Origin of the sequence: Streptomyces sp. NPDC088097 (genome assembly GCF_044741845.1) — a bacterium.
Classification (GTDB): domain Bacteria; phylum Actinomycetota; class Actinomycetes; order Streptomycetales; family Streptomycetaceae; genus Streptomyces.
This window is the reverse complement of record NZ_JBIUTJ010000014.1, coordinates 132867-153889: the sequence shown is the minus strand read 5'-3', so window position 1 is coordinate 153889 and position 21023 is coordinate 132867. Positions and strand designations below refer to the sequence as shown.

Sequence of the window (21023 nt, the reverse complement as noted above, 5' to 3'; positions counted from 1 at the left end):
CGGACGCTACCAGGGGGTCAGAGCGGCTTGATGTTGTGGTTGAACCGGAAGACGTTGTCGGGGTCGTACCGGCGCTTCACCACGCCCAGCCGCCTCAGGTTCTCCTCCCCGAGGCCGGCCGCCACCCGCTCGCGGCCCTCGTCGCCGAGGAAGTTCAGGTACACCGCGCCGCTGCTCCACGGCTCCATCCCGGCCCGGACGTCCTTCACCCACCGCCGGCACCGGTCGTCGTCGGCCGGGTCCTGCCAGATGCCGAAGGGGTGCACGGCCCAGGGCGAGTCCCGGTACGGAACGGGGTACTCCGCGGGGCCGTCGGCGATGGCCCCGCCCAGCGGGAACAGGATGTGTTGGGTTCCGGTGGGGACCGGCATGGAGCCGGCGAGGGCGCAGTAGGCGGCGACGGCCTCGTCGGGCAGCCCGGTCAGGTACTCGGCGGACCAGTGGTTCCGCAGACCAGGGGGGTCGTCGATCATGCACTGGAGGTCGGCGTAGGGGATGGCGGTGACGATCTCCACCTCGTGCGGCACGGCCAGCAGCGGCTGGGCCGGCTTGCGCATCGCCCCTTCGGGGCCCGCGTAGGTCAGCAGGGCCACGCAGAGCGGCGTGCCGACCAGGTGGGGCGGGACGAACGGCTCCGGGGGCGCCGTCAGGAACAGCACGGCTCCGCTCGCCTCGGGCGGCCCGGACTCGATCAGCTCCCGGTACAGGGAGGTGACCTCGGGGCCGCGCTCGGGGGCGTACATGAGCATCGCGATCGACATGGCGGGCAGCTCGTGCAGGCGCAGCGTCAGGGAGGTGGCGATCCCGAAGTTGCCCCCGCCGCCGTGCAGCGCCCAGAACAGATCCGGCTCGTCCTCGGAGGTCGTGCTGACACAGTTCCCCTCGGCGGTGACGACGTCGGCCCCGATGAGATTGTCCACGGCCAGGCCGAACTTCCGGTCGAGCCAGCCGGATCCGCCGCCCAGGACGAACCCGCCGACGCCGGTGGTCGAGGCCCGGCCGCCGGTGGTGGCCAGGGCGTACGGTTGGCAGGCGCGGTCCATGTCGCTCATGGTGGCGCCGCCGCCGACCCGGACGGCCTTCGCCGCCGGATGCACCGTCACCTCGTTCATCAGGCGCAGGTCCACGACGAGCGCGCCGTCCCCGAGGGCCGAGCCGGCAACGCTGTGGCCGCCGCCGCGGACCGCGATCGGCAGGTCCAGGCGGCGTGCGAACCGTACGGCCGTGACCACGTCCGATTCGCTTCGGCAGCGGGCGATCACGGCGGGGCGCCGGTCGACCAGGGAGTTGAAGACGGTCCGGGCGTCGTCGTAGCCCGGATCGTCGGGGGCGAAGACCTCGCCCGACAGGTCTTCGCGGAGCGCGGCGAGCGCCGCGCCCGCCTTCGAGAGCGGAGCCATGGCCGCCCCCTTCCACGAGGGCACACAGGACCCCTCCAGGCTAGCCGGCCCCGCCCCGCCCGGCGCGCCGGGCGGGGCCTGCCGGGGCGGGCTGGGGGGCTAACCCCCGTACGCCCCGCTCGCGGTGAGGCGGAGGGCCGTGTCGATCAGGGGGACGTGGCTGAAGGCCTGGGGGAAGTTTCCGACCTGGCGCTGGAGCTTGGGGTCCCATTCCTCCGCGAGGAGGCCCAGGTCGTTGCGCAGGGCGAGGAGCCTCTCGAACAGGCGGCGGGCCTCGTCGACCCGGCCGATCATCGCGAGGTCGTCGGCCATCCAGAACGAGCAGGCCAGGAAGGCCCCCTCGTCGCCCGCGAGTCCGTCGACGCCGGCCTCCTCGCCGGACGTGGGGTAGCGCAGGATGAAGCCGTCCGGGGTGGACAGCTCGCGCTGGATCGCCTCGATGGTGCCGATGACGCGCTTGTCGTCCGGTGGGAGGAAGCCCATCTGCGGGATCAGCAGCAGGGAGGCGTCCAGCTCCCGGGAGCCGTAGGACTGCGTGAAGGTGTTGCGCTCCGGGTCGTAGCCCTTCTCGCAGACGTCCGCGTGGATCTCGTCGCGCAGCTCGCGCCAGCGCTCCAGCGGGCCGTCGGCGTCCCCGCTCTCGATCAGCTTGATCGTGCGGTCCACCGCCACCCAGGCCATCACCTTGGAGTGCACGAAGTGCCGGCGCGGGCCGCGGACCTCCCAGATGCCCTCGTCGGGCTCGTTCCAGTGCGTCTCCAGGTAGCGGATCAGCTTGAGCTGGAGCAGGGAGGCGTAGTCGTTGCGGGCCAGGCCCGTCATGTGGCCCAGGTGCAGGGCCTCGGTGACCTCGCCGTACACGTCGAGCTGGAGCTGGCCGGCGGCGCCGTTGCCGACGCGGACCGGGCCCGAGTTCTCGTAGCCGGGGAGCCAGTCCAGTTCCGTCTCGCCGAGTTCCCGCTCGCCCGCGATCCCGTACATGATCTGCAGGTTCTCCGGGTCGCCGGCGACCGCCCGCAGCAGCCAGTCCCGCCAGGCGGAGGCCTCCTCGCGGTAGCCGGTGCGCAGCAGCGAGGACAGGGTGATCGCGGCGTCGCGCAGCCAGGTGTAGCGGTAGTCCCAGTTGCGGGAGCCACCGATCTCCTCGGGGAGCGAGGTGGTCGGCGCGGCGACGATCCCGCCCGTGGGGGCGTACGTCAGTGCCTTGAGGGTGATCAGGGAGCGGATCACGGCTTCCCGGTAGGGCCCGTGGTACGTGCACTGGTCGACCCAGTCGTGCCAGAAATCGGTGGTGGCCTCCAGCGCCGCGACGGCGTCGGGGGTCTCCGGGGCGCCCAGGTGGGAGGCCTGCCAGCTGATGGCGAATACGACCCGGTCGCCGGGCGCCACCGTGAAGTCCGAGTACGTCGTCAGGTTCTTGCCGAAGGTCTCGGCGGAGGTGTCCAGCCAGACCGAGTCGGGGCCGGCGACGGCCACGGTGCGCCCGTCGACCTTGTGCACCCACGGCACGACCCGTCCGTAGCTGAAGCGCATGCGCAGGGCCGAGCGCATCGGGACGCGCCCGCTGACCCCCTCCACGATGCGGATCAGCTGGGGGGCGTGCCCCTCGCGGGGCGGCATGAAGTCGATGACGCGGACGGTCCCGCGCGGGGTGTCCCATTCCGACTCCAGCACCAGCGAGTCGCCCCGGTAGCGGCGGCGGACGGCCCGGGGGGCCTCCGTGCCGGGGGCGTAGGCCGGGCCGACGCGCCAGAACCCGTGTTCCTCGGTGCCCAGCAGGCTCGCGAAGACGGCATGGGAGTCGAAGCGCGGCAGACACAACCAGTCCACCGCGCCGTCCCGGCAGACGAGCGCCGCCGTCTGCATGTCCCCGATCAGTGCGTAATCCTCGATGCGCCCGGACACGTTGCTCTCCAGTCGAACGGCCACGTCCGCCCCGTAGGGCGCTTGCATTGCGCTGTCGCGCGGTCTCCTGTGCGCAGGGATCACCGCGATGAGCCCAGAGTGCCGGAAGTGGCGAGGTTACGCCGTTTGCCGGACTGCTCGATGGTGATGTGCAGCAGTATTCGAGCAGCGTATGACGGCACCCTAGTGATCCCCGTCAGTCTGCGGTGAATATGACTGTGCCAAACGGGTGAGCCGGGAAAATGTCCCCCTTCGTCCGATACCTCATGGTGGAGTCGCGGGGGCGGGGAGCCTGCCGCGGCCCCGCGGGGGCGACCGGGGGAGGGCGCTCGTAAGTCTGCCGGCCGCGAGCCCGGAGGCGGACCGTCCGAGGCGCTGATAGGCTGGTACCCCGTGGACCGGTGGTCTGCCTGTGCGAATCAGGAACCCCGAAACCGCAGCTTCGGCGCCCCCTGGGACCCCTTCGGATCCTCGGTGGAACGGCGCCGGACGCACCTCACCTCGCGACCACGGGAGCCCCCTCTTGGCGATGCCGCCCAACTCCATGACGACCAAGCACATCTTCGTCACCGGGGGTGTCGCTTCGTCCCTCGGCAAGGGCCTGACGGCCTCCAGCCTGGGTGCGCTGCTGAAGGCGCGCGGCCTGCGGGTCACGATGCAGAAGCTCGACCCGTACCTGAACGTCGACCCCGGCACGATGAACCCCTTCCAGCACGGTGAGGTGTTCGTCACCAACGACGGCGCCGAGACCGACCTGGACATCGGTCACTACGAGCGCTTCCTCGACGTCGACCTCGACGGCTCGGCCAACGTCACCACCGGCCAGGTCTACTCGCAGGTCATCGCCAAGGAGCGGCGCGGCGAGTACCTCGGCGACACCGTGCAGGTCATCCCGCACATCACCAACGAGATCAAGCACCGCATCCGCCGCATGGCGACCGCGGACGTCGACGTGGTCATCACCGAGGTCGGCGGCACCGTCGGCGACATCGAGTCCCTGCCGTTCCTGGAGACCGTCCGCCAGGTCCGCCACGAGGTCGGCCGCGACAACGTCTTCGTCGTGCACATCTCGCTGCTGCCCTACATCGGCCCCTCCGGCGAGCTGAAGACCAAGCCCACCCAGCACTCCGTCGCGGCCCTGCGCAACATCGGCATCCAGCCCGACGCGATCGTGCTGCGCGCCGACCGCGAGGTCCCCACCTCCATCAAGCGCAAGATCTCGCTGATGTGCGACGTGGACGAGGCCGCGGTCGTCGCGGCCATCGACGCCAAGTCGATCTACGACATCCCCAAGGTCCTGCACACCGAGGGCCTGGACGCCTACGTCGTCCGCAAGCTCGACCTGCCCTTCCGCGACGTCAACTGGACGGTGTGGGAGGACCTGCTGGACCGGGTCCACAACCCCGACCACGAGGTCAAGGTCGCGCTCGTCGGCAAGTACATCGACCTGCCCGACGCCTACCTCTCGGTGACCGAGGCGCTGCGCGCCGGCGGGTTCGCCAACAAGGCCCGCGTGCAGATCAAGTGGGTCGCCTCCGACGACTGCAAGACCCCGGCCGGCGCCGCTGCGGTGCTCGGCGACGTGGACGCGATCTGCGTGCCCGGCGGCTTCGGCGACCGCGGTGTCAACGGCAAGGTCGGCGCGATCACCTACGCCCGCGAGAACAAGATCCCGCTGCTGGGCCTGTGCCTGGGTCTGCAGTGCGTGGTCATCGAGGCCGCGCGCAACCTGGCCGGCATCGAGGACGCCAACTCCACGGAGTTCGACGCCTCGACCGCGCACCCGGTCATCTCGACCATGGAGGAGCAGCTGGCCTTCGTCGAGGGCGCGGGCGACCTGGGCGGCACCATGCGCCTCGGCCTGTACCCGGCGAAGCTCGCCGAGGGCTCCATCGTCCGTGAGGTCTACGGCGACGAGGCCTACGTGGACGAGCGCCACCGCCACCGCTACGAGGTGAACAACGCCTACCGCGGCGAGCTGGAGAAGAAGGCCGGTCTGGTCTTCTCGGGCGTGTCCCCCGACAACAAGCTCGTCGAGTACGTCGAGTACCCGCGCGAGGTCCACCCCTACCTGGTGGCCACGCAGGCGCACCCGGAGCTCCGCTCCCGCCCGACCCGGCCGCACCCGCTGTTCGCGGGGCTGGTCAAGGCCGCGGTGGAGCGCCAGCAGTCGGCGAAGTGACCTTCTGAGCGCATAACGTAGACAGCCGGGACACGGACCGTGTCCCGGCCGTCGCGTTTTCGGGGAAGGTTCTGGCCATGGGCATCGCAGACACGAAGGAGTCGTGGGAGACCGTCGCCACGCGCACCCCGTTCGAGGGCGCGAAGACGGCCGTCCGCTCGGACCAGGTACGGATGCCCGACGGCTCCGTGGCCCGCCGCGACTACCAGGTGCACCCCGGCTCGGTGTGCGTGCTGGCCTACGACGAGGAGGGCCGGGTCCTGGTGCTCAGCCAGTACCGCCACCCCGTGCAGCACCGCCTGTGGGAGCTGCCGGCCGGGCTGCTGGACGTACCGGGGGAGAACCCGCTCGTCGGGGCGCGGCGCGAGCTGTTCGAGGAGACCCACACCCAGGCCGCCGACTGGCGGGTGCTCGTCGACTTCTACGCCTCGCCCGGCGGCTCCGACGAGGCGATCCGCGTCTTCCTGGCGAGGGGGGCCACCGAGGCCGAGGGCGAGAAGTACTCCGACATCTCCTCGGAGGAGGCCGACATGCAGGTGGAGTGGGTGGCCCTGGCGGACCTCGTGGCCGGCGTCCTGGCGGGCGAACTGGGCAACCCGGGGCTGGTGACCGGCGTGCTGGCCCTGTCCGCCGCGCTCGCCGCCGAGGGCGGCATCGACGCGCTGCGCCCCGCCGAGGCGCCCTGGCCGGCCCGGCCGTTCACGGCGTAGGCCCTCGCCCGCGGATCTTGTCGGGGCGGGGCGCCGGTTTTGAGGTCCGGTGTGACCATCCGCTGATCCGATCGGGGGATCTACCCGCCGCGCTCCACCCGGGTCGTCGCTCTGCGTGAACTACGCTCGCAACCCGATGGCAGGGAGAGGAGCGGATCCGTGGCGGATTTCGTCGGGCGGCGGCGTGAGCTCAAGGAGCTGCGCGAGGACATCGCACGGACCGGGCTCGACACCCTCTCGGGCCGCAAGGCCAAGGCGCCCCGCGCACGGGTGCTGTTGATCGCCGGGCGGCCCGGTTCCGGCCGGACCGCGCTGGCGGAGGCGTTCGTCCGCGAGGTCGCCCCCCAGTACCCCGACGGACTGCTCCGGGTCCGCCTCACCACCCCGGGCGGTGAGGTCGTCGCCACGGAGCGTGCCGTACGCACCCTCCTGGAGGGCCTCGGGCGCCTCACCCCGCCCGGAGCCGGCGAGGACGACCTCAGCGCCGCCCTGCGGGAGGCGCTCGATGGCCGGCGGGTGATCCTGCTCGTCGACGACGCGGCCGACCCGCACCAGGTCGACGCCCTGCTGCCGGACACCCCCGAGTGCCTGGTCGTGGTCACCGCCGAGGGGCCCCTCACCGGGATCCCGGACGTCCGCCCCTGCACCCTGGGCGGACTGGACACCCCCTCCGCCGTCGAACTGATCGGCGGCATCATCGGGGACACCCGGGTCACGGTGGACCCGCGCGCCGCCGAGAAGATCGCCGAGGAGTGCGGGGGACAGCCCGCCGCCCTGGCCCTGGTCGCGGGCTGGCTCGCCGCCCACCCCAAGGCCGCCGTCGCCGACGTGGCCAAGCAACTCCACGACATGCCCCCGAGCACCAGCGGCCCGCTGGCCCGCGCCTTCCGACTCGTCTACGAGTCCCTCCCGCAGCCCGCCCAGCGCACCCTGCGGCTGTTGCCCCTCGCGCCGGCCGGGATCCTCGACTCGCACACCGCCTCGGCCCTCGCGGGCTGCTCGGTGGCCGCCGCCCAGTCCACCCTGGAGGACTTCTCCGGGCTCGGCCTCGTCCGGCACGCCCCCGACGGACTGTTCCTATTGCCCGGCTGCCTCGCCCCGCTGATCCAGGCCCTGCTGGAGACCAAGGAACGGCCCGCCGAGGTCCAGCTGGCGCGGGCCCGGATGCTGGAGCGCACCGTCCGGCTGCTCACCTCCTGCCGGGCCATGGCCGAGGGGGACGAGGACCTGCTGCGCGAGCGCCTGGACGGACTCCCGCGCGCCCTGCGCTTCCCCGACCGCCGCGCCGCCGCGACCTGGCTGGACACGCGGCTGCCCGCGCTGTCCGCCGCCGCCTCCGTGGCCGTGGCCGACGGCGGGCTGGACACCCTGGCCCGCCGGCTGGTCTCCGCCCTGGTCAGGGCCCTGGCCGAGCACCGCGGCACCGAGGCCGCCGCCCCCGAGCTCTACGGGCTGCACCGCCTCGTCCTGGACGTGGCCGAGCGGCGCGAGCTGCACCGCGAGCAGGCCGCCGCGCTGCTGAACCTGGCCGATCTGGACGCCGAGACCGGCCGCACCCAGGAGGCTTTGGGTCGCTACCGGGCCGCTCTGGTCGCGGGAAAGGCCGCGAAGGACCCGTACGCGACGGGCCGCGCGATGGAATCCGTAGGTGGTGCCTACCAGGAGTTGGCGGACTGGCCGCGGGCCTCCGACTGGTTCGGTCGCGCCCTGTCCCAGGCTCTCGCGCGCGGGGAGCGGCTGGACGAGGCCAGGCTGTACGGACGCCTGGGCAACGTGCACACCTACGCGGGCCGCTACGGGGACGCCCTGCGCAACTGGCGCGCCGCCGCCGCGGGCTACCGGCGGCTGGCCGATGTGCCGGGCCAGGCAAAGGCGTTGAGCGAGATGGCCCGGGTCCAGGAGTACGCCGGACGTCCCGAGGAATCCCTGCACACCTGCCGTGAGGCGATCGAGTTGGCCCGCCGGGTCGGGGACCAGCGACTTCAGGCGGCGTTGCAGGTGCGGCTGGCCGACACGCTGGACCGCCTGGGAGATCCCGCGGCTGCCAGACTGCACCGCTCCGCAGCCGACAGATTGCTGGGAGACGACCCCGCAGCCTGCGAAATCCGCAGTGCTTCCGACTAAGATTATTCGTTTGCAAGGCTAGACAGCGACTCATCCTTCATTAGACTGGGTTCACCGCGGCATCCCGTGGTGCATCCCGTTGCGCGTTCTTGTGGGCGGGTATGTATGGAAGTAGCCCGTAATATCCCCTGAGCCAAGGACCGTGATCGACGATGAAGGTCGGCATCCCCCGCGAGGTCAAGAACAACGAGTTCCGGGTCGCCATCACGCCCGCCGGCGTGCATGAGCTGGTCCGTGGCGGTCACCAGGTCTTCATCGAGCAGAACGCCGGTGTGGGTTCCTCGATCACCGACGCCGAGTACGTCGCGGCCGGCGCGGAGATCCTCGGCACCGCCGACGAGGTCTGGGCCACCGCCGACCTGCTGCTGAAGGTCAAGGAGCCCATCGCCGAGGAGTACCACCGCCTCCGCAAGGACCAGACGCTCTTCACGTACCTGCACCTCGCCGCCTCCCGCGAGTGCACGGACGCGCTCCTGGAGTCCGGCACCACCGCCATCGCGTACGAGACGGTCGAGACCGCGAACCGGCAGCTGCCGCTGCTGGCCCCGATGTCCGAGGTCGCGGGCCGGCTGGCCCCGCAGGTCGGCGCCTACCACCTGATGCGCTCGGCCGGCGGCCGCGGCGTGCTCCCCGGCGGCGTGCCCGGCACCCACGCCGGCGAGTGCGTGGTCATCGGCGGCGGCGTCTCCGGCTGGAACGCGGCGCAGATCGCCATCGGCATGGGCTTCCACGTGACCCTGCTCGACCGCGACATCAACAAGCTCCGCGAGGCCGACAAGATCTTCGGCACGAAGATCAAGACGATCGTCTCCAACGCCTACGAGCTGGAGAAGGCCGTCGTCGAGGCCGACCTCGTCATCGGTGCGGTGCTGATCCCGGGTGCGAAGGCCCCGAAGCTGGTCACCAACGAGCTCGTCGCCAAGATGAAGCCCGGAAGTGTCCTTGTCGACATTGCGATCGACCAGGGCGGCTGCTTCGAGGACTCCCGCGCGACCACCCACGCCGAGCCGACCTTCATGGTCCACAACTCGGTCTTCTACTGCGTCGCCAACATGCCCGGCGCGGTGCCGAACACCTCCACCTACGCGCTGACCAACGCCACGCTGCCCTACATCGTGCAGCTCGCGAACCTCGGCTGGGCCGAGGCGCTGCGTCGCGACCCGGCGCTCGCGCTGGGTCTCAACACCCATGACGGCAAGGTCGTTTACGGCCCGGTCGCCGATGCGCACGGCATGGAGACCCTTGAGCTGAGCACCCTGCTCGGCTGAGTCGACGCCTTCGTCAACGATTGACGTCAATCTCACGTATCCGGCCGGACCTTGCTCGCGAGGTCCGGCCGGAGGCGTTTGCGGGGGCTTCGCGAAGTCCGCTCAACTCGCCTCGAACGTAACCCTTTAACCCTTTCGCACACCCGCGAAACTTCGCAGTGACAGCTCGCACGCCCTTGACAGAGTGGTGTTCGGTTGCCGACACAACGCGTCGGGTCCGGCGGATTGTGTTGCCGCTGGGCGGTGACACGCCATAGAGTCGCCAACCGTCGGCATGGTGCAACGCTGACCTATCGATAAGTGTCCTGGCCGCGTCCGAGGAGGTAAGACGACTTGTGAATGAGTCGACATTTGCTCCTGGGGGTGGTCGAGCGGGGACGCCTGAGCGGGGCCAGGGGTCTACGGGGCTGGAAGCTGTCGGCTCCGTCGCAGTCCGCACCTTCGCAAACCACCAGCACATGACGACGCCCCAAAAGAGCATGGACGGCCTAGACGTGAACTCCAGGGCCGGCGACCTGAGCGGCGAAAAGCCCACTGGTTTCGCCGACTACGACAACGTGCCCGAAGGGCACTTCTACGACCCGGACGCGGAGTACGAACCGGACCCCGAGTACGCGGCCACTCTCGCCCCCGACGCGGCACGCCAGCGTCGCGAGCGGATCGGCCCGACCGGACGCCCGCTCCCGTACTTCCCGATCCCCGGTCCGCTGACCGACCACGGGCCGGCGAAGATCATCGCGATGTGCAACCAGAAGGGCGGCGTGGGCAAGACCACGTCGACCATCAACCTGGGTGCCGCCCTCGCCGAGTACGGGCGCCGCGTGCTGCTCGTCGACTTCGACCCGCAGGGCGCGCTGTCCGTGGGCCTCGGCGTGAACCCGATGGAACTCGACCTGACGGTCTACAACCTGCTCATGGAGCGGGGGATGTCGGCGGACGAGGTGCTGCTCAAGACGGCGGTCCCCAACATGGACCTGCTGCCGAGCAACATCGACCTGTCCGCCGCCGAGGTCCAACTCGTCAGCGAGGTCGCGCGCGAGTCCACGCTCCAGCGTGCGCTCAAGCCCCTGATGGCCGACTATGACTACATCGTGATCGACTGTCAGCCCTCGCTCGGTCTGCTGACCGTGAACGCCCTGACGGCGGCTCACAAGGTCATCGTCCCGCTGGAGTGCGAGTTCTTCGCACTGCGTGGTGTGGCGCTGCTGACCGAGACGATCGAGAAGGTCCAGGAGCGGCTCAACCCCGAGTTGGAGCTCGACGGCATCCTCGCCACGATGTACGACTCCCGCACGGTGCACAGCCGCGAGGTGCTGGCGCGCGTGGTCGAGGCCTTCGACGACCACGTCTACCACACGGTCATCGGCCGTACGGTGCGGTTCCCGGAGACCACGGTCGCCGGCGAGCCGATCACCACGTACGCGTCCAACTCCGTGGGCGCCGCCGCCTACCGTCAGCTGGCCAGGGAGGTGCTCGCCCGGTGTCCCGCCGAGTGAGTCTGCCCGGAGCCGACGAACTGTTCCGTACGACCGGGGGCACGGCCCTGCAGTCGTCCTCGCCCCGGCGGGGCGCCGAAGAGGCGCCGACCGGCGCGGCGGAGCACGGGGCGGCCCCGGCGGACGGCACGACGGGAGGACGCGGCCGGGAGGCCGGGGACCCCGGGGTGGGACCGCAGCGCAGGCCGCAGGAAGGTTCTGTCACCGCCGCCGGGGCGTCATCGCCCCGGCCGGCGGGCAAGGGCCAGGGCCGCGGCGCGAACCGCCGGCCGAGCGGGCGCGAGCGGCACGACGAGAAGATCACGGTCTACGTCTCCGCCGAGGAGCTGATGGACCTGGAGCACGCCCGGCTGGTGCTCCGCGGGGAGCACGGGCTCGCGGTCGACCGCGGGCGCATCGTCCGCGAGGCGGTCGCGGTGGTCCTCGCGGACCTGGAGTCCCGCGGGGACGCGAGCATCCTCGTACGCCGACTGCGCGGACGCTGACCGCTCGCGGCGAGCGGTGCCGGTGTCGGTGTCGCACGGGCCCCGGGGTCGTGGACGTCGGGGTGCGCCCGGAGCCGGTGAGGCCGCACGCGCCCCTCCCGACCGTGGGCGCGGGGTCTGGCTAGGCTGCTCGTGGCCACCCGGCCCCTCTCCGCACCACCCTGGACCCCGATGCCCCCGAACGACGACGCCGTCTCCCCCCGCAGGGTCCGCCGCGGCCTGGGTCGTGGCCCGGGAACCGTCGAGGCGCCCCCTGAGGGGCGCGGACCGGTCGGACCCGGGGGAGAGGCCGCGACGCCCCCGGAGCCCCCACACGGCCCCTCAGGGGCCCGCGAGGGGCGTCCGCAGCCCGCGGAGGGCGAGGAGCCCGGTGCGCGGCCGGCCGCGGAGGGCGGGGGCGACGGGCGGTTCACCCTGAAGTTGGCGAACTTCGAGGGCCCCTTCGACCTGCTGCTCCAGCTGATCTCCCGGCACAAGCTCGACGTGACCGAGGTCGCCCTGTCCAAGGTCACCGACGAGTTCATGGCGCACATCCGTGCGATGGGCCCCGACTGGGACCTCGACCAGACCACCGAGTTCCTGGTGGTCGCCGCCACCCTCCTCGACCTCAAGGCCGCCCGGCTGCTGCCCTCCGCCGAGGTGGAGGACGAGGCCGACCTCGCCCTCCTGGAAGCGCGGGACCTGCTCTTCGCCCGACTCCTCCAGTACCGGGCGTACAAACAGATCGCGGCGATCTTCGAGCACCGCTCCGAGGACGAGGGCCGGCGCTACCCCCGGACCGTCGGGCTGGAGCCCCACCACGCCGCTTTGCTGCCCGACGTCGTCATCTCCATCGGCGCCGAGGGCTTCGCGCGCCTCGCGGTGCGCGCGATGCGGCCCAGGGCCGCGCCGCAGGTGTACGTGGACCACATCCACGCCCCGCTCGTCAGCGTGCGGGAGCAGGCGGCGCTCGTCGTACGCGTGCTCAAGACCCGGGGGGAGGCCACCTTCGAGGAGCTGACCGAGGACGCCCCGGACACCCTCACCGTCGTCGCGCGGTTCCTGGCCCTCCTGGAGCTCTACCGGGAGAAGGCGGTGCACCTCGACCAGGAGGACGCGCTGCTCACGCTGACGGTGCGGTGGACCGGCGGGGACGGGGACGGGATGCCGGGGGTCACGGACGAGTTCGACCAGGTCGTGGAGGTACGGGAATGACGACGCAGGCGCCGGAGCCGGAGCTGAAGGGCGCCCTGGAGGCCGTCCTGATGGTCGTGGACGAGCCCGCGACGGTGGACCACCTCGCCAAGGTGCTGGAACGCACCCCGCGCGAGATCGCCGGGGCGCTCGCCGCGCTGGCCGACGAGTACGCGGTCCAGCGGCGCGGATTCGAATTGCGGGCGGTAGCCGGGGGCTGGCGCTACTACACCCGGCCCGAGTACGCGAAGGCCGTCGAGGCCTTCGTCCTGGACGGCCGGCACGCCCGTCTCACCCAGGCGGCCCTGGAGACCCTCGCGGTCGTCGCGTACCGCCAGCCGGTCGGTCGCTCACGGGTCTCGGCGGTCCGTGGCGTCAACTGCGACGGGGTCATGCGGACCCTCCTCCAGCGGGGTCTGGTGACCGAGGCGGGGACGGAACCCGAAACAGGTGCGATCCTGTACAGGACGACGAACTACTTTCTGGAGCGGATGGGCCTGCGCGGCCTGGACGAGCTCCCGGAGCTCGCGCCCTTCCTCCCCGAGGCGGACGCGATCGAAGCCGAGACGCAAGAGGGTGTTCCGTCGTTCGATCCGGACTCTCCGGATACCGATGAAGACGACAAGACGACGGAACTTTGATGCGAAGCAGCGGTAACGGCAACGGTGGCGGCAACAGGAACAGCGGTGGCGGCGGTGGCGGCGGGCGTGGTAACGCCCGCGGCGGCAGCTCCGGCGGCAGCGGTGGCTACCGCGGCGGCAGCTCCGGCAGCGGTGGTGGCTCCCGCAGTGGCAGCTCCGGCGGTGGCTACCAGGGTGGCGGCTCCGGCGGCTCTCGTGGTGGCAGCTCCGGTGGCGGTTACCAGGGTGGCGGCTCGGGCGGCGGTTACCAGGGTGGCGGCTCTCGTGGTGGCAGCTCGGGCGGTGGCTACCAGGGTGGCGGCTCCGGCGGCTCTCGTGGTGGCAGCTCGGGCGGCGGCTACCAGGGTGGCGGCTCGGGCGGCTCTCGTGGTGGCAGCTCCGGTGGCGGTTACCAGGGTGGCGGCTCCGGTGGCTCCCGTGGTGGCAGCTCCGGCGGCGGCTACCAGGGCGGTGGCTCTCGCGGTGGCAGCTCCGGCGGCGGCTACCAGGGTGGCGGCTCCGACCGTGACCGCGAGCCCGCGCCCCGCATCCGCAACCCCCGACCCGAGGAGCGTCGCTACGACGTGGGCGCCGAGGGCGAGCGCAACGGTCGCGGCGGAGCCAAGGCGGGCGGCGGCGGTGCCCGCGGCGCGGCCGACGGCAACCGCGGTGGCGGCGCGCGCGGCGCGGCGGCCCGTGGTGGTGCCAAGGGCGGCCCCAAGACCTCCAGGACCCCCGGCATCGGCGGCGCGGGCGGCCCCCGCATCGGCCCCGGCAGCCGCAGCGGCCAGTCCAAGCCGCGCGAGCTGGAGGCGCGCATCGAGGAGCGCGTGCGCGACCGGTACGCCGACAAGCCCGTGATCAAGACCCCGAAGACCTTCCCGGGTGCCGAGGAGGAGGGCGAGCGCCTGCAGAAGGTGCTGGCCCGTGCCGGCATGGGCTCGCGCCGCGCGTGCGAGGAGCTCATCGAGCAGTCCCGCGTCGAGGTCAACGGCCAGATCGTGCTGGAGCAGGGCAAGCGCGTCCAGCCGTCGGACGAGATCAAGGTCGACGGTCTGACCGTCGCCACCCAGTCGCACCTGTTCTTCGCGCTGAACAAGCCGGCCGGCGTCGTCTCCACCATGGAGGACCCGGACGGCCGCCAGTGCCTGGGCGACTACGTCACCAACCGTGAGACGCGTCTCTTCCACGTCGGCCGGCTCGACACCGAGACCGAGGGCATCATCCTCCTCACCAACCACGGTGAGCTGGCCCACCGCCTCACGCACCCGAAGTACGGCGTGAAGAAGACCTACGTCGCCGCCATCACCGGCCCGCTGCCGCGCGACATCGGCAAGCGCCTCAAGGACGGCATCGAGCTGGAGGACGGGTACGCCCGCGCCGACCACTTCCGCGTCGTCGACCAGCTCGGCAAGAACTACCTGGTCGAGGTGACCCTCCACGAGGGCCGCAAGCACATCGTCCGTCGGATGCTGGCCGAGGCCGGCTTCCCGGTCGAGAAGCTCGTACGGACCTCCTTCGGTCCGATCGAGCTGGGCGACCAGAAGTCGGGCTGGCTGCGCCGCCTGACCAACACCGAGGTCGGCATGCTCATGCGCGAGGTCGGTCTGTAACCCTCAGCACCCCGCGAGCCCCCTCGCGGATCTCCACCCGAGAAGCCCGCGGCGCCCACGGCGCCGCGGGCTTCTCCCTTGCCCCCGACCCGCTCCGCTGTTTATAGTCACTCTGACCATTAAGACAGTGGAGAGGGCGGGGCGTCATGGGGTGGACCACGAGCTGGACCGAGATCGTCGGGTTCGTGACGGGCGCCGTGTGCGTCTGGCTCGTGGCGCGCCGGCACATCGCGAACTGGCCGGTGGGCATCGCCAACAACGTCTTCTTCATCGTGCTGTTCACCCAGGCCGGCCTGTACGCCGACGCCGGCCTGCAGATCGTCTTCATCGCCCTCGCCGCGTACGGGTGGTGGACCTGGGCCCACGGGGGTGGACCAGGAACCACCGGGGACCTGCCGGTGCGCCGCACCACGCGCACCGAATGGACCTGGCTGCTCGTGGCGGGGGCGGTGGGGACCGCCGCGCTGACCCTGCTGCTCGGCGCGGTCAGCGACTCCACCGTGCCCTTCTGGGACGCGCTGACCACGGGACTCTCGCTGATGGCCACCTACGGGCAGTGCCGCAAGCTCCTGGAGTCCTGGTGGCTGTGGATCGCCGCAGACCTCGTCTACATCCCGCTCTACGCCTACAAGGGCCTGTACCTGACCTCGCTGCTCTACGTCGGCTTCCTCGCCCTGTGCGTGGCCGGGCTCGTCGGCTGGCGGCGCGCGCTGCCGGCCGCGGGCGCCCGTACGGTCGTGGGAGCGGCGGCGTGAGCCGGGCTGGGGACGGCGCGCGGTACGGCCACGGGCTGGTGCTGGGCAAGTTCTATCCGCCGCACGCCGGACACCACCACCTCGTGCGCACCGCCCAGGACCAGTGCGAGCGGCTGACGGTCCTGGTGTGCGCCGCGTCCGTGGAGTCGGTGCCGCTCGCCGACCGGGTCGCGTGGATGCGCGAGGCGCACCCCGGGGCCGAGGTGGTCGGGGCCGTGGACGACATCCCCGTGGATCTCCACGACCCGGCGGTCTGGGAGGCCCACATGGCGATCTTCCGGGGGGCCGTCGGGCACCGCGTGGACGCCGTCTTCACCTCCGAGGAGTACGGCGCCGAACTCGCGCGCCGCTTCGACGCCGAGGAGGTCCGGGTGGACCCCGCCCGCACCCTGTTCCCGGTCTCGGGGACGGCCGTGCGCGAGGACCCGGTCGCCTGCTGGGAGTTCCTGGGCCCCGCCGTACGGGCCGCGCTCGCCCGGCGGGTCGTCGTACTGGGCGCCGAGTCCACCGGCACCACCACCCTCTCGCGGGACCTGGCCGCGCACTACCGGCGGCGCGGCGGCGTCTGGGCGAAGACGGGCTGGGTCGCCGAGTACGGGCGGGAGTACAGCGAGGAGAAGCTCGCGGCGGCCCGGGCGGCCGATCCGTCGGCCGGCTGGGGCGACGTCGCCTTCACCTCGCGGGAGTTCCCGGTGATCGCCCGCCGGCAGGACGCGGCGGAGGAGTCGGCGGCCCGGCTGGGCTCGCCGGTGCTGATCTGCGACACCGACTCCTTCGCCACCGGCATCTGGCACGAGCGGTACCTGGGCGGGCGCAACCGGGAGGTCGAGAAGATCGCCGAGCTGACCCGGCGGGACCTCTACCTGCTGACCGACGACGCCGACGTCCCCTTCGAGGACGACGGACTGCGTGACGGACCGCACCTCAGACCCTGGATGACGGGCCGCTTCCGCGAGGAACTGACGCGCACCGGGCGGCGCTTCCTGGTACTCGCGGGGGACCGGCGCACCCGGTTGGAGACCGCGGTCGCCGCCGTCGACGGCCTGCTCGCCGAGGGGTGGCGGTTCGCCGACCCGCTCCCGGAGCGACGGTGAGCCGGGCGCCGCGGGGCTACGACCCGTACGCCTTCGAGCCGTTCGCCGTGACCGTCGACCTCGCCGTCCTCACCGTGCGCGCGGGCGCCCTGCACGTCCTGCTGATCCGGCGCGGACAGGACCCGTACGTCGGCGCCTGGGCGCTGCCCGGCGGCTTCGTGCTGCCCCGCGAGTCCGCCGAGACGGCGGCCCGCCGCGAGCTGGCCGAGGAGACGGGCCTGCCGGCGGAGCTGGTCGACGCCCTGCACCTGGAGCAACTGCGCACCTACAGCGAACCGGACCGCGACCCCCGGATGCGGGTGGTGTCCGTGGCCTTCACCGCGCTCGTCCCCGACATGCCCGAACCGGCCCGGGACGGCGGCGGGGACGCCGACCGGGCCCGGTGGGTCCCGGTCGGGGAGGCCGCGCCGCTGGCCTTCGACCACGCCGTGATCCTCGCGGACGCCCGGGAACGGGTCGGCGCGAAGCTGGAGTACAGCTGCCTGGCCACCGCCTTCTGCCCGGCCGAGTTCACCCTCGGGGAGCTGCGGGCCGTCTACGAGACCGTCTGGGACACCGCCCTGGACCGCCCCAACTTCCGCCGCAAGGTGCTCGCCACCCCCGGCTTCGTCGAGGCCGTCCCCGGAGCCGCCCGACTGACCGGCGGCCGGGGCAAACCCGCCGCCCTCTACCGCGCCGGCCCGGCCGGCGCCCTGCACCCGCCCCTGCTCCGCCCGACGGAAGCCCGCCCGACGGAAGCCCGCCCGACGGAAGTCGGGCCCACGGAAGCCCGCTCCACGGAAGGAAGCACCCGATGACCACGACCGCCAAGCGCGCGGCGACCGGATCCCTGATCGGCCTGGCCCTGGGCGACGCCCTCGGCTTCCCCACCGAGTTCAACGACGTCCCGTCGATCCTCGCCAAGACCGGCCCCTGGCGGAAGATGGGGCTGCCGCGCCCGGCGATCGTCACCGACGACACCCAGATGACGCTGGCCTTGGCCCGCGGGATGCGCACGGCCGCCGAGCGCGGCCGGGTCGGCCCGCTGCGCCTGGCCCGCCCGGTCCGCGAGGAGTTCGTCGACTGGTACCACTCCCCGGAGAACAACCGGGCCCCCGGCCGCACCTGCCTGCGGGCCTGCTCGCTCCTGAACGAACCCGAGCGGGACTGGCGCGACGCCAGCCAGATCGGCTCCAAGGGCTGCGGGGCCAACATGCGGGTGGCGCCCGTGGGGCTCGTCCCGGGCTGGACCGACGAGGAGCGGGCCGGCGCCGCCCAGCTCCAGTCCGCCCTCACCCACGGCCACCCCACCGCGCTGGCCGCCTCCGACCTGACGGCGCGGGCCGTGCACCTCCTCGCGCGGGGCACCGAGGTGACGGGCCTGGTCGGACAACTGCGCTCGTACGCCCTGGAGAACCGCACCCGCTACCACGAGCGCTGGCTCGGCGACCTCTGGCAGCGCACCGCCTCCGACGCCACCCCCGAAAGCTTCATGGCCCGGGGCTGGGACGAGTGCCTCGGCGTCCTGGACCGGCTCGCAGCCGCCCTGCGCGACCCCTCTCCGGAGACCGACCCCTGCCTGGCCACGGGCGAGGGCTGGATCGCCGAGGAGGCCCTGGCCACCGGCCTGCTCTGCTTCCTGCTCTTCCCCGACGAGCCCCTCCTCGCCCTGCGCCGGGCCGCCTGCACCTCCGGGGACTCCGACTCGATCGCCTGCCTGGCCGGGGCCTTCGCCGGAGCCCACCTCGGCGCCGAGGTCTGGCCCCGCGACTGGGAGGGCCGCATCGAGTACCGCGAGGAACTCCTCGCCTTCGGGGCCCTCTGGGACGTGTGAACCGTGCTCGGCGCGATGACCCCGGACCGGGACCCGGGCGCTAACGGGCCGAGGTGCGCCGGGCCCTGAGGAGGAAGTCCTCGACGCGGGCGCGGTCGGGGTCCTCGGGGAGGGAGGTGGTGGAGAGGGCGGCTTCGGCCTGCTCCGTGAGCCGGGCCATCCAGGCGTTCACCTCGTCCCAGGTCAGCTCGCCCCGGCGCACCGCGAGGAGCCGCTCGCGGTCCGGGCCCGCGTCGATCGTCAGACGGCCCGTGCGCAGCAGGTCCCGGCCGGAGCCGAGCAGCCGCAGCAGGTGCATGGCGTGCTTCCAGCGCGGGGCGCCGTGCACGCGGACGTCCGCGAGGAGCTTGCCGTGCTGGGAGGCCGCGTACCGGCTGAAGGAGGTGTGCGCCCGGCGGGAGAGGAACGCGCCGCGCAGCGAGAGGAGTTCCTCGCCGAGCGGGGTGGCCCGTTCCACCAGCGGGGAGTGCAGGCACTCCAGGACGTTCGGGTTGGCGCGCAGGGCCAGCTCGCAGAAGCGCTCCAGCTCCCAGGAGAACTCCTCATCCCTGGGGCCCTCGACGTGCGCGGGCGGCTTGTCGAACCGCCAGAACAGCGGCGTCGGGGCGAGGTAGACACCGCGCCGGTCGGTGTCGCTCGCCTCCGTCGCCAGGCCGAAGGCGCGGGAGCCCATCACGCAGGCGTAGATGGTGTGGTCCCGTACCAGGGTGAGGTCGTCCATGGGGGGAGGGTAGGCGGCGGGCCCTCGTTCAGGCGAGCGAGATGGCGCCGTCGGGAGCCACGGCGATCTTCTTCTCGGCGAGGCCGGTGGTGGCCGGACCCTTGACGACCGCACCGTCGGTGACCTGGAACTCGCTGCCGTGGCAGGGGCAGTCGATGGTGCCGTCGGCGACCTTGTTGACCAGGCACCCCTGGTGCGGGCAGACCGCGGTGAAGCAGCGGAAGGATCCGGCCGTGGGCTGCGTCACCACGAGCTTCTGGTCCTTGAGGACCTTGCCGCCGCCGACCGGCACCTCCGAGGACTTGACCAGGGCCTTGCCGCCGGTCGCCGGCGACTGGGCCGCCGAGCCGGCGGAGGACTCCGGGGTGGGGGAGTCGGCGGGCTGCTCGGGGGTGGTCTTCGCGGCGCCGTCACCGCCGCCTCCGCAGGCCGCGAGCGTGCCGCCCGCCAGGGCGACGGCTCCCACCGTCAGCACCCGGCGGCGGGCGGTGTGTCGGGGTGCTTCGTCGGTACGGCTCGACTCGGTCATGGTGGCTCCTCGCTGGCTGGGCCCGGATGGCGTGCAGCATCCTGGCGCGTGGCGGGCTCCAGGAGAAGCACGCCACACCGGTTCATGCCCCCGGCGGCCAAGGGGTCAGGTCCGTCGGCCCGCCGGGGGTGCGTACGACCTCCCACACGCGCCGCACGGCTTCCCGGTTCAACGGCCCGTGCACGTGCGGGTAGCGGCCGCCGGACGCCTCGTCCCGGCTGACCTCCGGAACGAGGGCGGTCTCGTCCAGCTCCACGGCCAACAGGGTGCCGGGCACGCTCCGGTAGTGGGCGTCGGCGATGGCGAGCACGGTCGGACGGTCCGCCGAACAGTGGACGAAGCCCTCGGACTCCAGGGAGGCGGGGGCGTACGGGATCGCGGGCGCGGCGCTCCAGTCGGCGAGCGGGACGATGTGGAAGATCATGCGGGAGGTTCTACCGCAACCCGCCCCGAGGCCGGGTGCGCGGCCCTGCATCAAGTGGCGACGCGACCCGTTATGGGCGACATTGTCCGTGTCTCGAAGCCGGGTGCACCGCTGTGTGTGCCGCCCGGTCCCTCTTCGAAAGGCATCACCATGGCGGGTAACGACCTCGGCTCCCTGCTCGGCGGACTCCTCGGTGGCGGCGGGCAGGGCGGCAGCGCCGGTGGCGGCGGGGGCAACATCCTCGGCGCACTGCTCGGCGCCCTCACGGGCGGCGGTGCCGCCGGCGGCGCCCAGGCCGCCGGAGGCGGAGGGAGCAACCCCCTCGGCGGTCTGATGGACATGCTGACCAAGTCCGGCCTCGCCGACCAGGCGAAGTCCTGGGTCGGCACCGGCGAGAACCAGGCCGTCAGCGGGGCGCAGATCGCCGAGGCGCTGCCGGACGAGGCCCTCCAGAAGGCCGCCCAGCAGGCGGGCGTCAGCCCCGAGCAGGCCGCGGACCAGATCGCGCACGCGCTGCCCCAGGCCGTCGACAAGCTCACCCCGACCGGCTCGCTGCCGTCCGGTTCGCTGGAGGACATCATCAAGCAGCAGAACCTCTAGAACGGGCGTCGGAAGGGCCGCGCAGCGGCCCGGGCCCGGTGACCGTCCCACGGGGCGGTCACCGGGCCCCCGTTCCGTACGCGGGTGGTTACCCTGAGGCGGCACCGCCCC

19 protein-coding genes are annotated in these 21023 nt (G+C 72.5%); 14 read left to right on the top strand and 5 right to left on the bottom strand.

What is annotated here, in order from left to right; genetic code table 11:
- Window positions 1–17: 17 nt before the first annotated feature.
- Window positions 18–1400, bottom strand: a complete 1383-nt coding sequence (locus tag ACIOD1_RS29150) for an FAD-binding protein (RefSeq protein ID WP_401905603.1) — start codon at window positions 1398–1400, stop codon at window positions 18–20.
- Between the two features lie 99 nt (window positions 1401–1499).
- Entirely contained in the window at window positions 1500–3305 is a 1806-nt protein-coding gene (locus ACIOD1_RS29145; protein WP_401905638.1) for a glycoside hydrolase family 15 protein, read from the bottom strand.
- A gap of 529 nt (window positions 3306–3834) precedes the next feature.
- Here ACIOD1_RS29145 and ACIOD1_RS29140 point away from each other — a divergent pair.
- From ACIOD1_RS29140 to ACIOD1_RS29080, 13 genes are all read left to right on the top strand, one after another.
- On the top strand, window positions 3835–5487 hold the full coding sequence (locus tag ACIOD1_RS29140) for a CTP synthase (protein ID WP_365623545.1): 1653 nt from the start codon (window positions 3835–3837) through the stop codon (window positions 5485–5487).
- Between the two features lie 77 nt (window positions 5488–5564).
- Complete coding sequence (locus ACIOD1_RS29135) at window positions 5565–6197, top strand: NUDIX domain-containing protein (RefSeq protein ID WP_401905600.1); 633 nt, start codon at window positions 5565–5567, stop codon at window positions 6195–6197.
- 111 nt (window positions 6198–6308) lie between these two features.
- A complete protein-coding gene (locus ACIOD1_RS29130) occupies window positions 6309–8321 on the top strand; it encodes a tetratricopeptide repeat protein (protein ID WP_401905635.1) in 2013 nt (670 codons plus the stop codon).
- 152 nt (window positions 8322–8473) lie between these two features.
- Window positions 8474–9589 (top strand): alanine dehydrogenase, encoded by a 1116-nt coding sequence (gene ald, locus ACIOD1_RS29125; protein ID WP_365623497.1) that lies wholly within the window; start codon window positions 8474–8476, stop codon window positions 9587–9589.
- A 458-nt stretch (window positions 9590–10047) separates the two neighbouring features.
- Window positions 10048–11085, top strand: a complete 1038-nt coding sequence (locus tag ACIOD1_RS29120) for a ParA family protein (protein ID WP_267090049.1) — start codon at window positions 10048–10050, stop codon at window positions 11083–11085.
- Window positions 11070–11570 (top strand): hypothetical protein, encoded by a 501-nt coding sequence (locus tag ACIOD1_RS29115; RefSeq protein ID WP_365623495.1) that lies wholly within the window; start codon window positions 11070–11072, stop codon window positions 11568–11570. Before ACIOD1_RS29120 ends, ACIOD1_RS29115 begins: the two co-directional genes overlap by 16 nt.
- 171 nt (window positions 11571–11741) lie before the next feature.
- The gene (locus tag ACIOD1_RS29110; protein ID WP_365623493.1) at window positions 11742–12764 is read left to right on the top strand and encodes a segregation/condensation protein A; all 1023 of its coding nucleotides are present in this window, start codon (window positions 11742–11744) and stop codon (window positions 12762–12764) included.
- On the top strand, window positions 12761–13384 hold the full coding sequence (gene scpB, locus ACIOD1_RS29105) for an SMC-Scp complex subunit ScpB (protein ID WP_365623491.1): 624 nt from the start codon (window positions 12761–12763) through the stop codon (window positions 13382–13384). The genes ACIOD1_RS29110 and scpB overlap by 4 nt, the downstream gene beginning before the upstream one ends.
- Window positions 13384–14976: a pseudouridine synthase gene (locus ACIOD1_RS29100; protein ID WP_401905595.1), complete on the top strand. Its 1593-nt coding sequence runs from the start codon at window positions 13384–13386 to the stop codon at window positions 14974–14976. The genes scpB and ACIOD1_RS29100 overlap by 1 nt, the downstream gene beginning before the upstream one ends.
- A gap of 146 nt (window positions 14977–15122) precedes the next feature.
- Window positions 15123–15731, top strand: a complete 609-nt coding sequence (gene pnuC, locus ACIOD1_RS29095; protein WP_365623488.1) for a nicotinamide riboside transporter PnuC — start codon at window positions 15123–15125, stop codon at window positions 15729–15731.
- Window positions 15728–16825, top strand: a complete 1098-nt coding sequence (locus ACIOD1_RS29090; RefSeq protein WP_365623486.1) for an AAA family ATPase — start codon at window positions 15728–15730, stop codon at window positions 16823–16825. Before pnuC ends, ACIOD1_RS29090 begins: the two co-directional genes overlap by 4 nt.
- On the top strand, window positions 16822–17622 hold the full coding sequence (locus ACIOD1_RS29085; RefSeq protein WP_401905592.1) for an NUDIX hydrolase: 801 nt from the start codon (window positions 16822–16824) through the stop codon (window positions 17620–17622). The genes ACIOD1_RS29090 and ACIOD1_RS29085 overlap by 4 nt, the downstream gene beginning before the upstream one ends.
- The gene (locus ACIOD1_RS29080; protein WP_365623482.1) at window positions 17619–18638 is read left to right on the top strand and encodes an ADP-ribosylglycohydrolase family protein; all 1020 of its coding nucleotides are present in this window, start codon (window positions 17619–17621) and stop codon (window positions 18636–18638) included. The genes ACIOD1_RS29085 and ACIOD1_RS29080 overlap by 4 nt, the downstream gene beginning before the upstream one ends.
- Before the next feature lie 40 nt (window positions 18639–18678).
- Here ACIOD1_RS29080 and ACIOD1_RS29075 read toward each other — a convergent pair whose 3' ends face one another.
- The 3 genes from ACIOD1_RS29075 to ACIOD1_RS29065 all read right to left on the bottom strand — a co-directional run bounded on the left by ACIOD1_RS29075 (window position 18679) and on the right by ACIOD1_RS29065 (window position 20312).
- Entirely contained in the window at window positions 18679–19359 is a 681-nt protein-coding gene (locus ACIOD1_RS29075) for a DNA polymerase beta superfamily protein (RefSeq protein WP_401905589.1), read from the bottom strand.
- 28 nt (window positions 19360–19387) lie between these two features.
- On the bottom strand, window positions 19388–19888 hold the full coding sequence (locus ACIOD1_RS29070; RefSeq protein WP_401905586.1) for a Rieske (2Fe-2S) protein: 501 nt from the start codon (window positions 19886–19888) through the stop codon (window positions 19388–19390).
- Between the two features lie 82 nt (window positions 19889–19970).
- Window positions 19971–20312 carry a DUF952 domain-containing protein gene (locus tag ACIOD1_RS29065; protein WP_365623476.1) on the bottom strand — a complete coding sequence of 114 codons (342 nt, stop codon included), beginning with the start codon at window positions 20310–20312 and terminating at the stop codon, window positions 19971–19973.
- A 150-nt stretch (window positions 20313–20462) separates the two neighbouring features.
- On the opposite strand from ACIOD1_RS29065, the gene ACIOD1_RS29060 reads away from it, so the two are divergent.
- On the top strand, window positions 20463–20912 hold the full coding sequence (locus ACIOD1_RS29060; RefSeq protein WP_365623474.1) for a YidB family protein: 450 nt from the start codon (window positions 20463–20465) through the stop codon (window positions 20910–20912).
- Window positions 20913–21023: the final 111 nt, after the last annotated feature.

Coding starts and splice junctions, on each gene's coding strand:
- ACIOD1_RS29150 (WP_401905603.1), bottom strand. CDS start 1,400: ATGGCTCCGCTCTCGAAGGCGGGCGCGGCGCTCGCCGCGCTCCGCGAA.
- ACIOD1_RS29140 (WP_365623545.1), top strand. CDS start 3,835: ATGCCGCCCAACTCCATGACGACCAAGCACATCTTCGTCACCGGGGGT.
- ACIOD1_RS29135 (WP_401905600.1), top strand. CDS start 5,565: ATGGGCATCGCAGACACGAAGGAGTCGTGGGAGACCGTCGCCACGCGC.
- ald (WP_365623497.1), top strand. CDS start 8,474: ATGAAGGTCGGCATCCCCCGCGAGGTCAAGAACAACGAGTTCCGGGTC.
- ACIOD1_RS29120 (WP_267090049.1), top strand. CDS start 10,048: ATGACGACGCCCCAAAAGAGCATGGACGGCCTAGACGTGAACTCCAGG.
- ACIOD1_RS29110 (WP_365623493.1), top strand. CDS start 11,742: ATGCCCCCGAACGACGACGCCGTCTCCCCCCGCAGGGTCCGCCGCGGC.
- scpB (WP_365623491.1), top strand. CDS start 12,761: ATGACGACGCAGGCGCCGGAGCCGGAGCTGAAGGGCGCCCTGGAGGCC.
- ACIOD1_RS29100 (WP_401905595.1), top strand. CDS start 13,384: ATGCGAAGCAGCGGTAACGGCAACGGTGGCGGCAACAGGAACAGCGGT.
- pnuC (WP_365623488.1), top strand. CDS start 15,123: ATGGGGTGGACCACGAGCTGGACCGAGATCGTCGGGTTCGTGACGGGC.
- ACIOD1_RS29080 (WP_365623482.1), top strand. CDS start 17,619: ATGACCACGACCGCCAAGCGCGCGGCGACCGGATCCCTGATCGGCCTG.
- ACIOD1_RS29075 (WP_401905589.1), bottom strand. CDS start 19,359: ATGGACGACCTCACCCTGGTACGGGACCACACCATCTACGCCTGCGTG.
- ACIOD1_RS29070 (WP_401905586.1), bottom strand. CDS start 19,888: ATGACCGAGTCGAGCCGTACCGACGAAGCACCCCGACACACCGCCCGC.
- ACIOD1_RS29065 (WP_365623476.1), bottom strand. CDS start 20,312: ATGATCTTCCACATCGTCCCGCTCGCCGACTGGAGCGCCGCGCCCGCG.
- ACIOD1_RS29060 (WP_365623474.1), top strand. CDS start 20,463: ATGGCGGGTAACGACCTCGGCTCCCTGCTCGGCGGACTCCTCGGTGGC.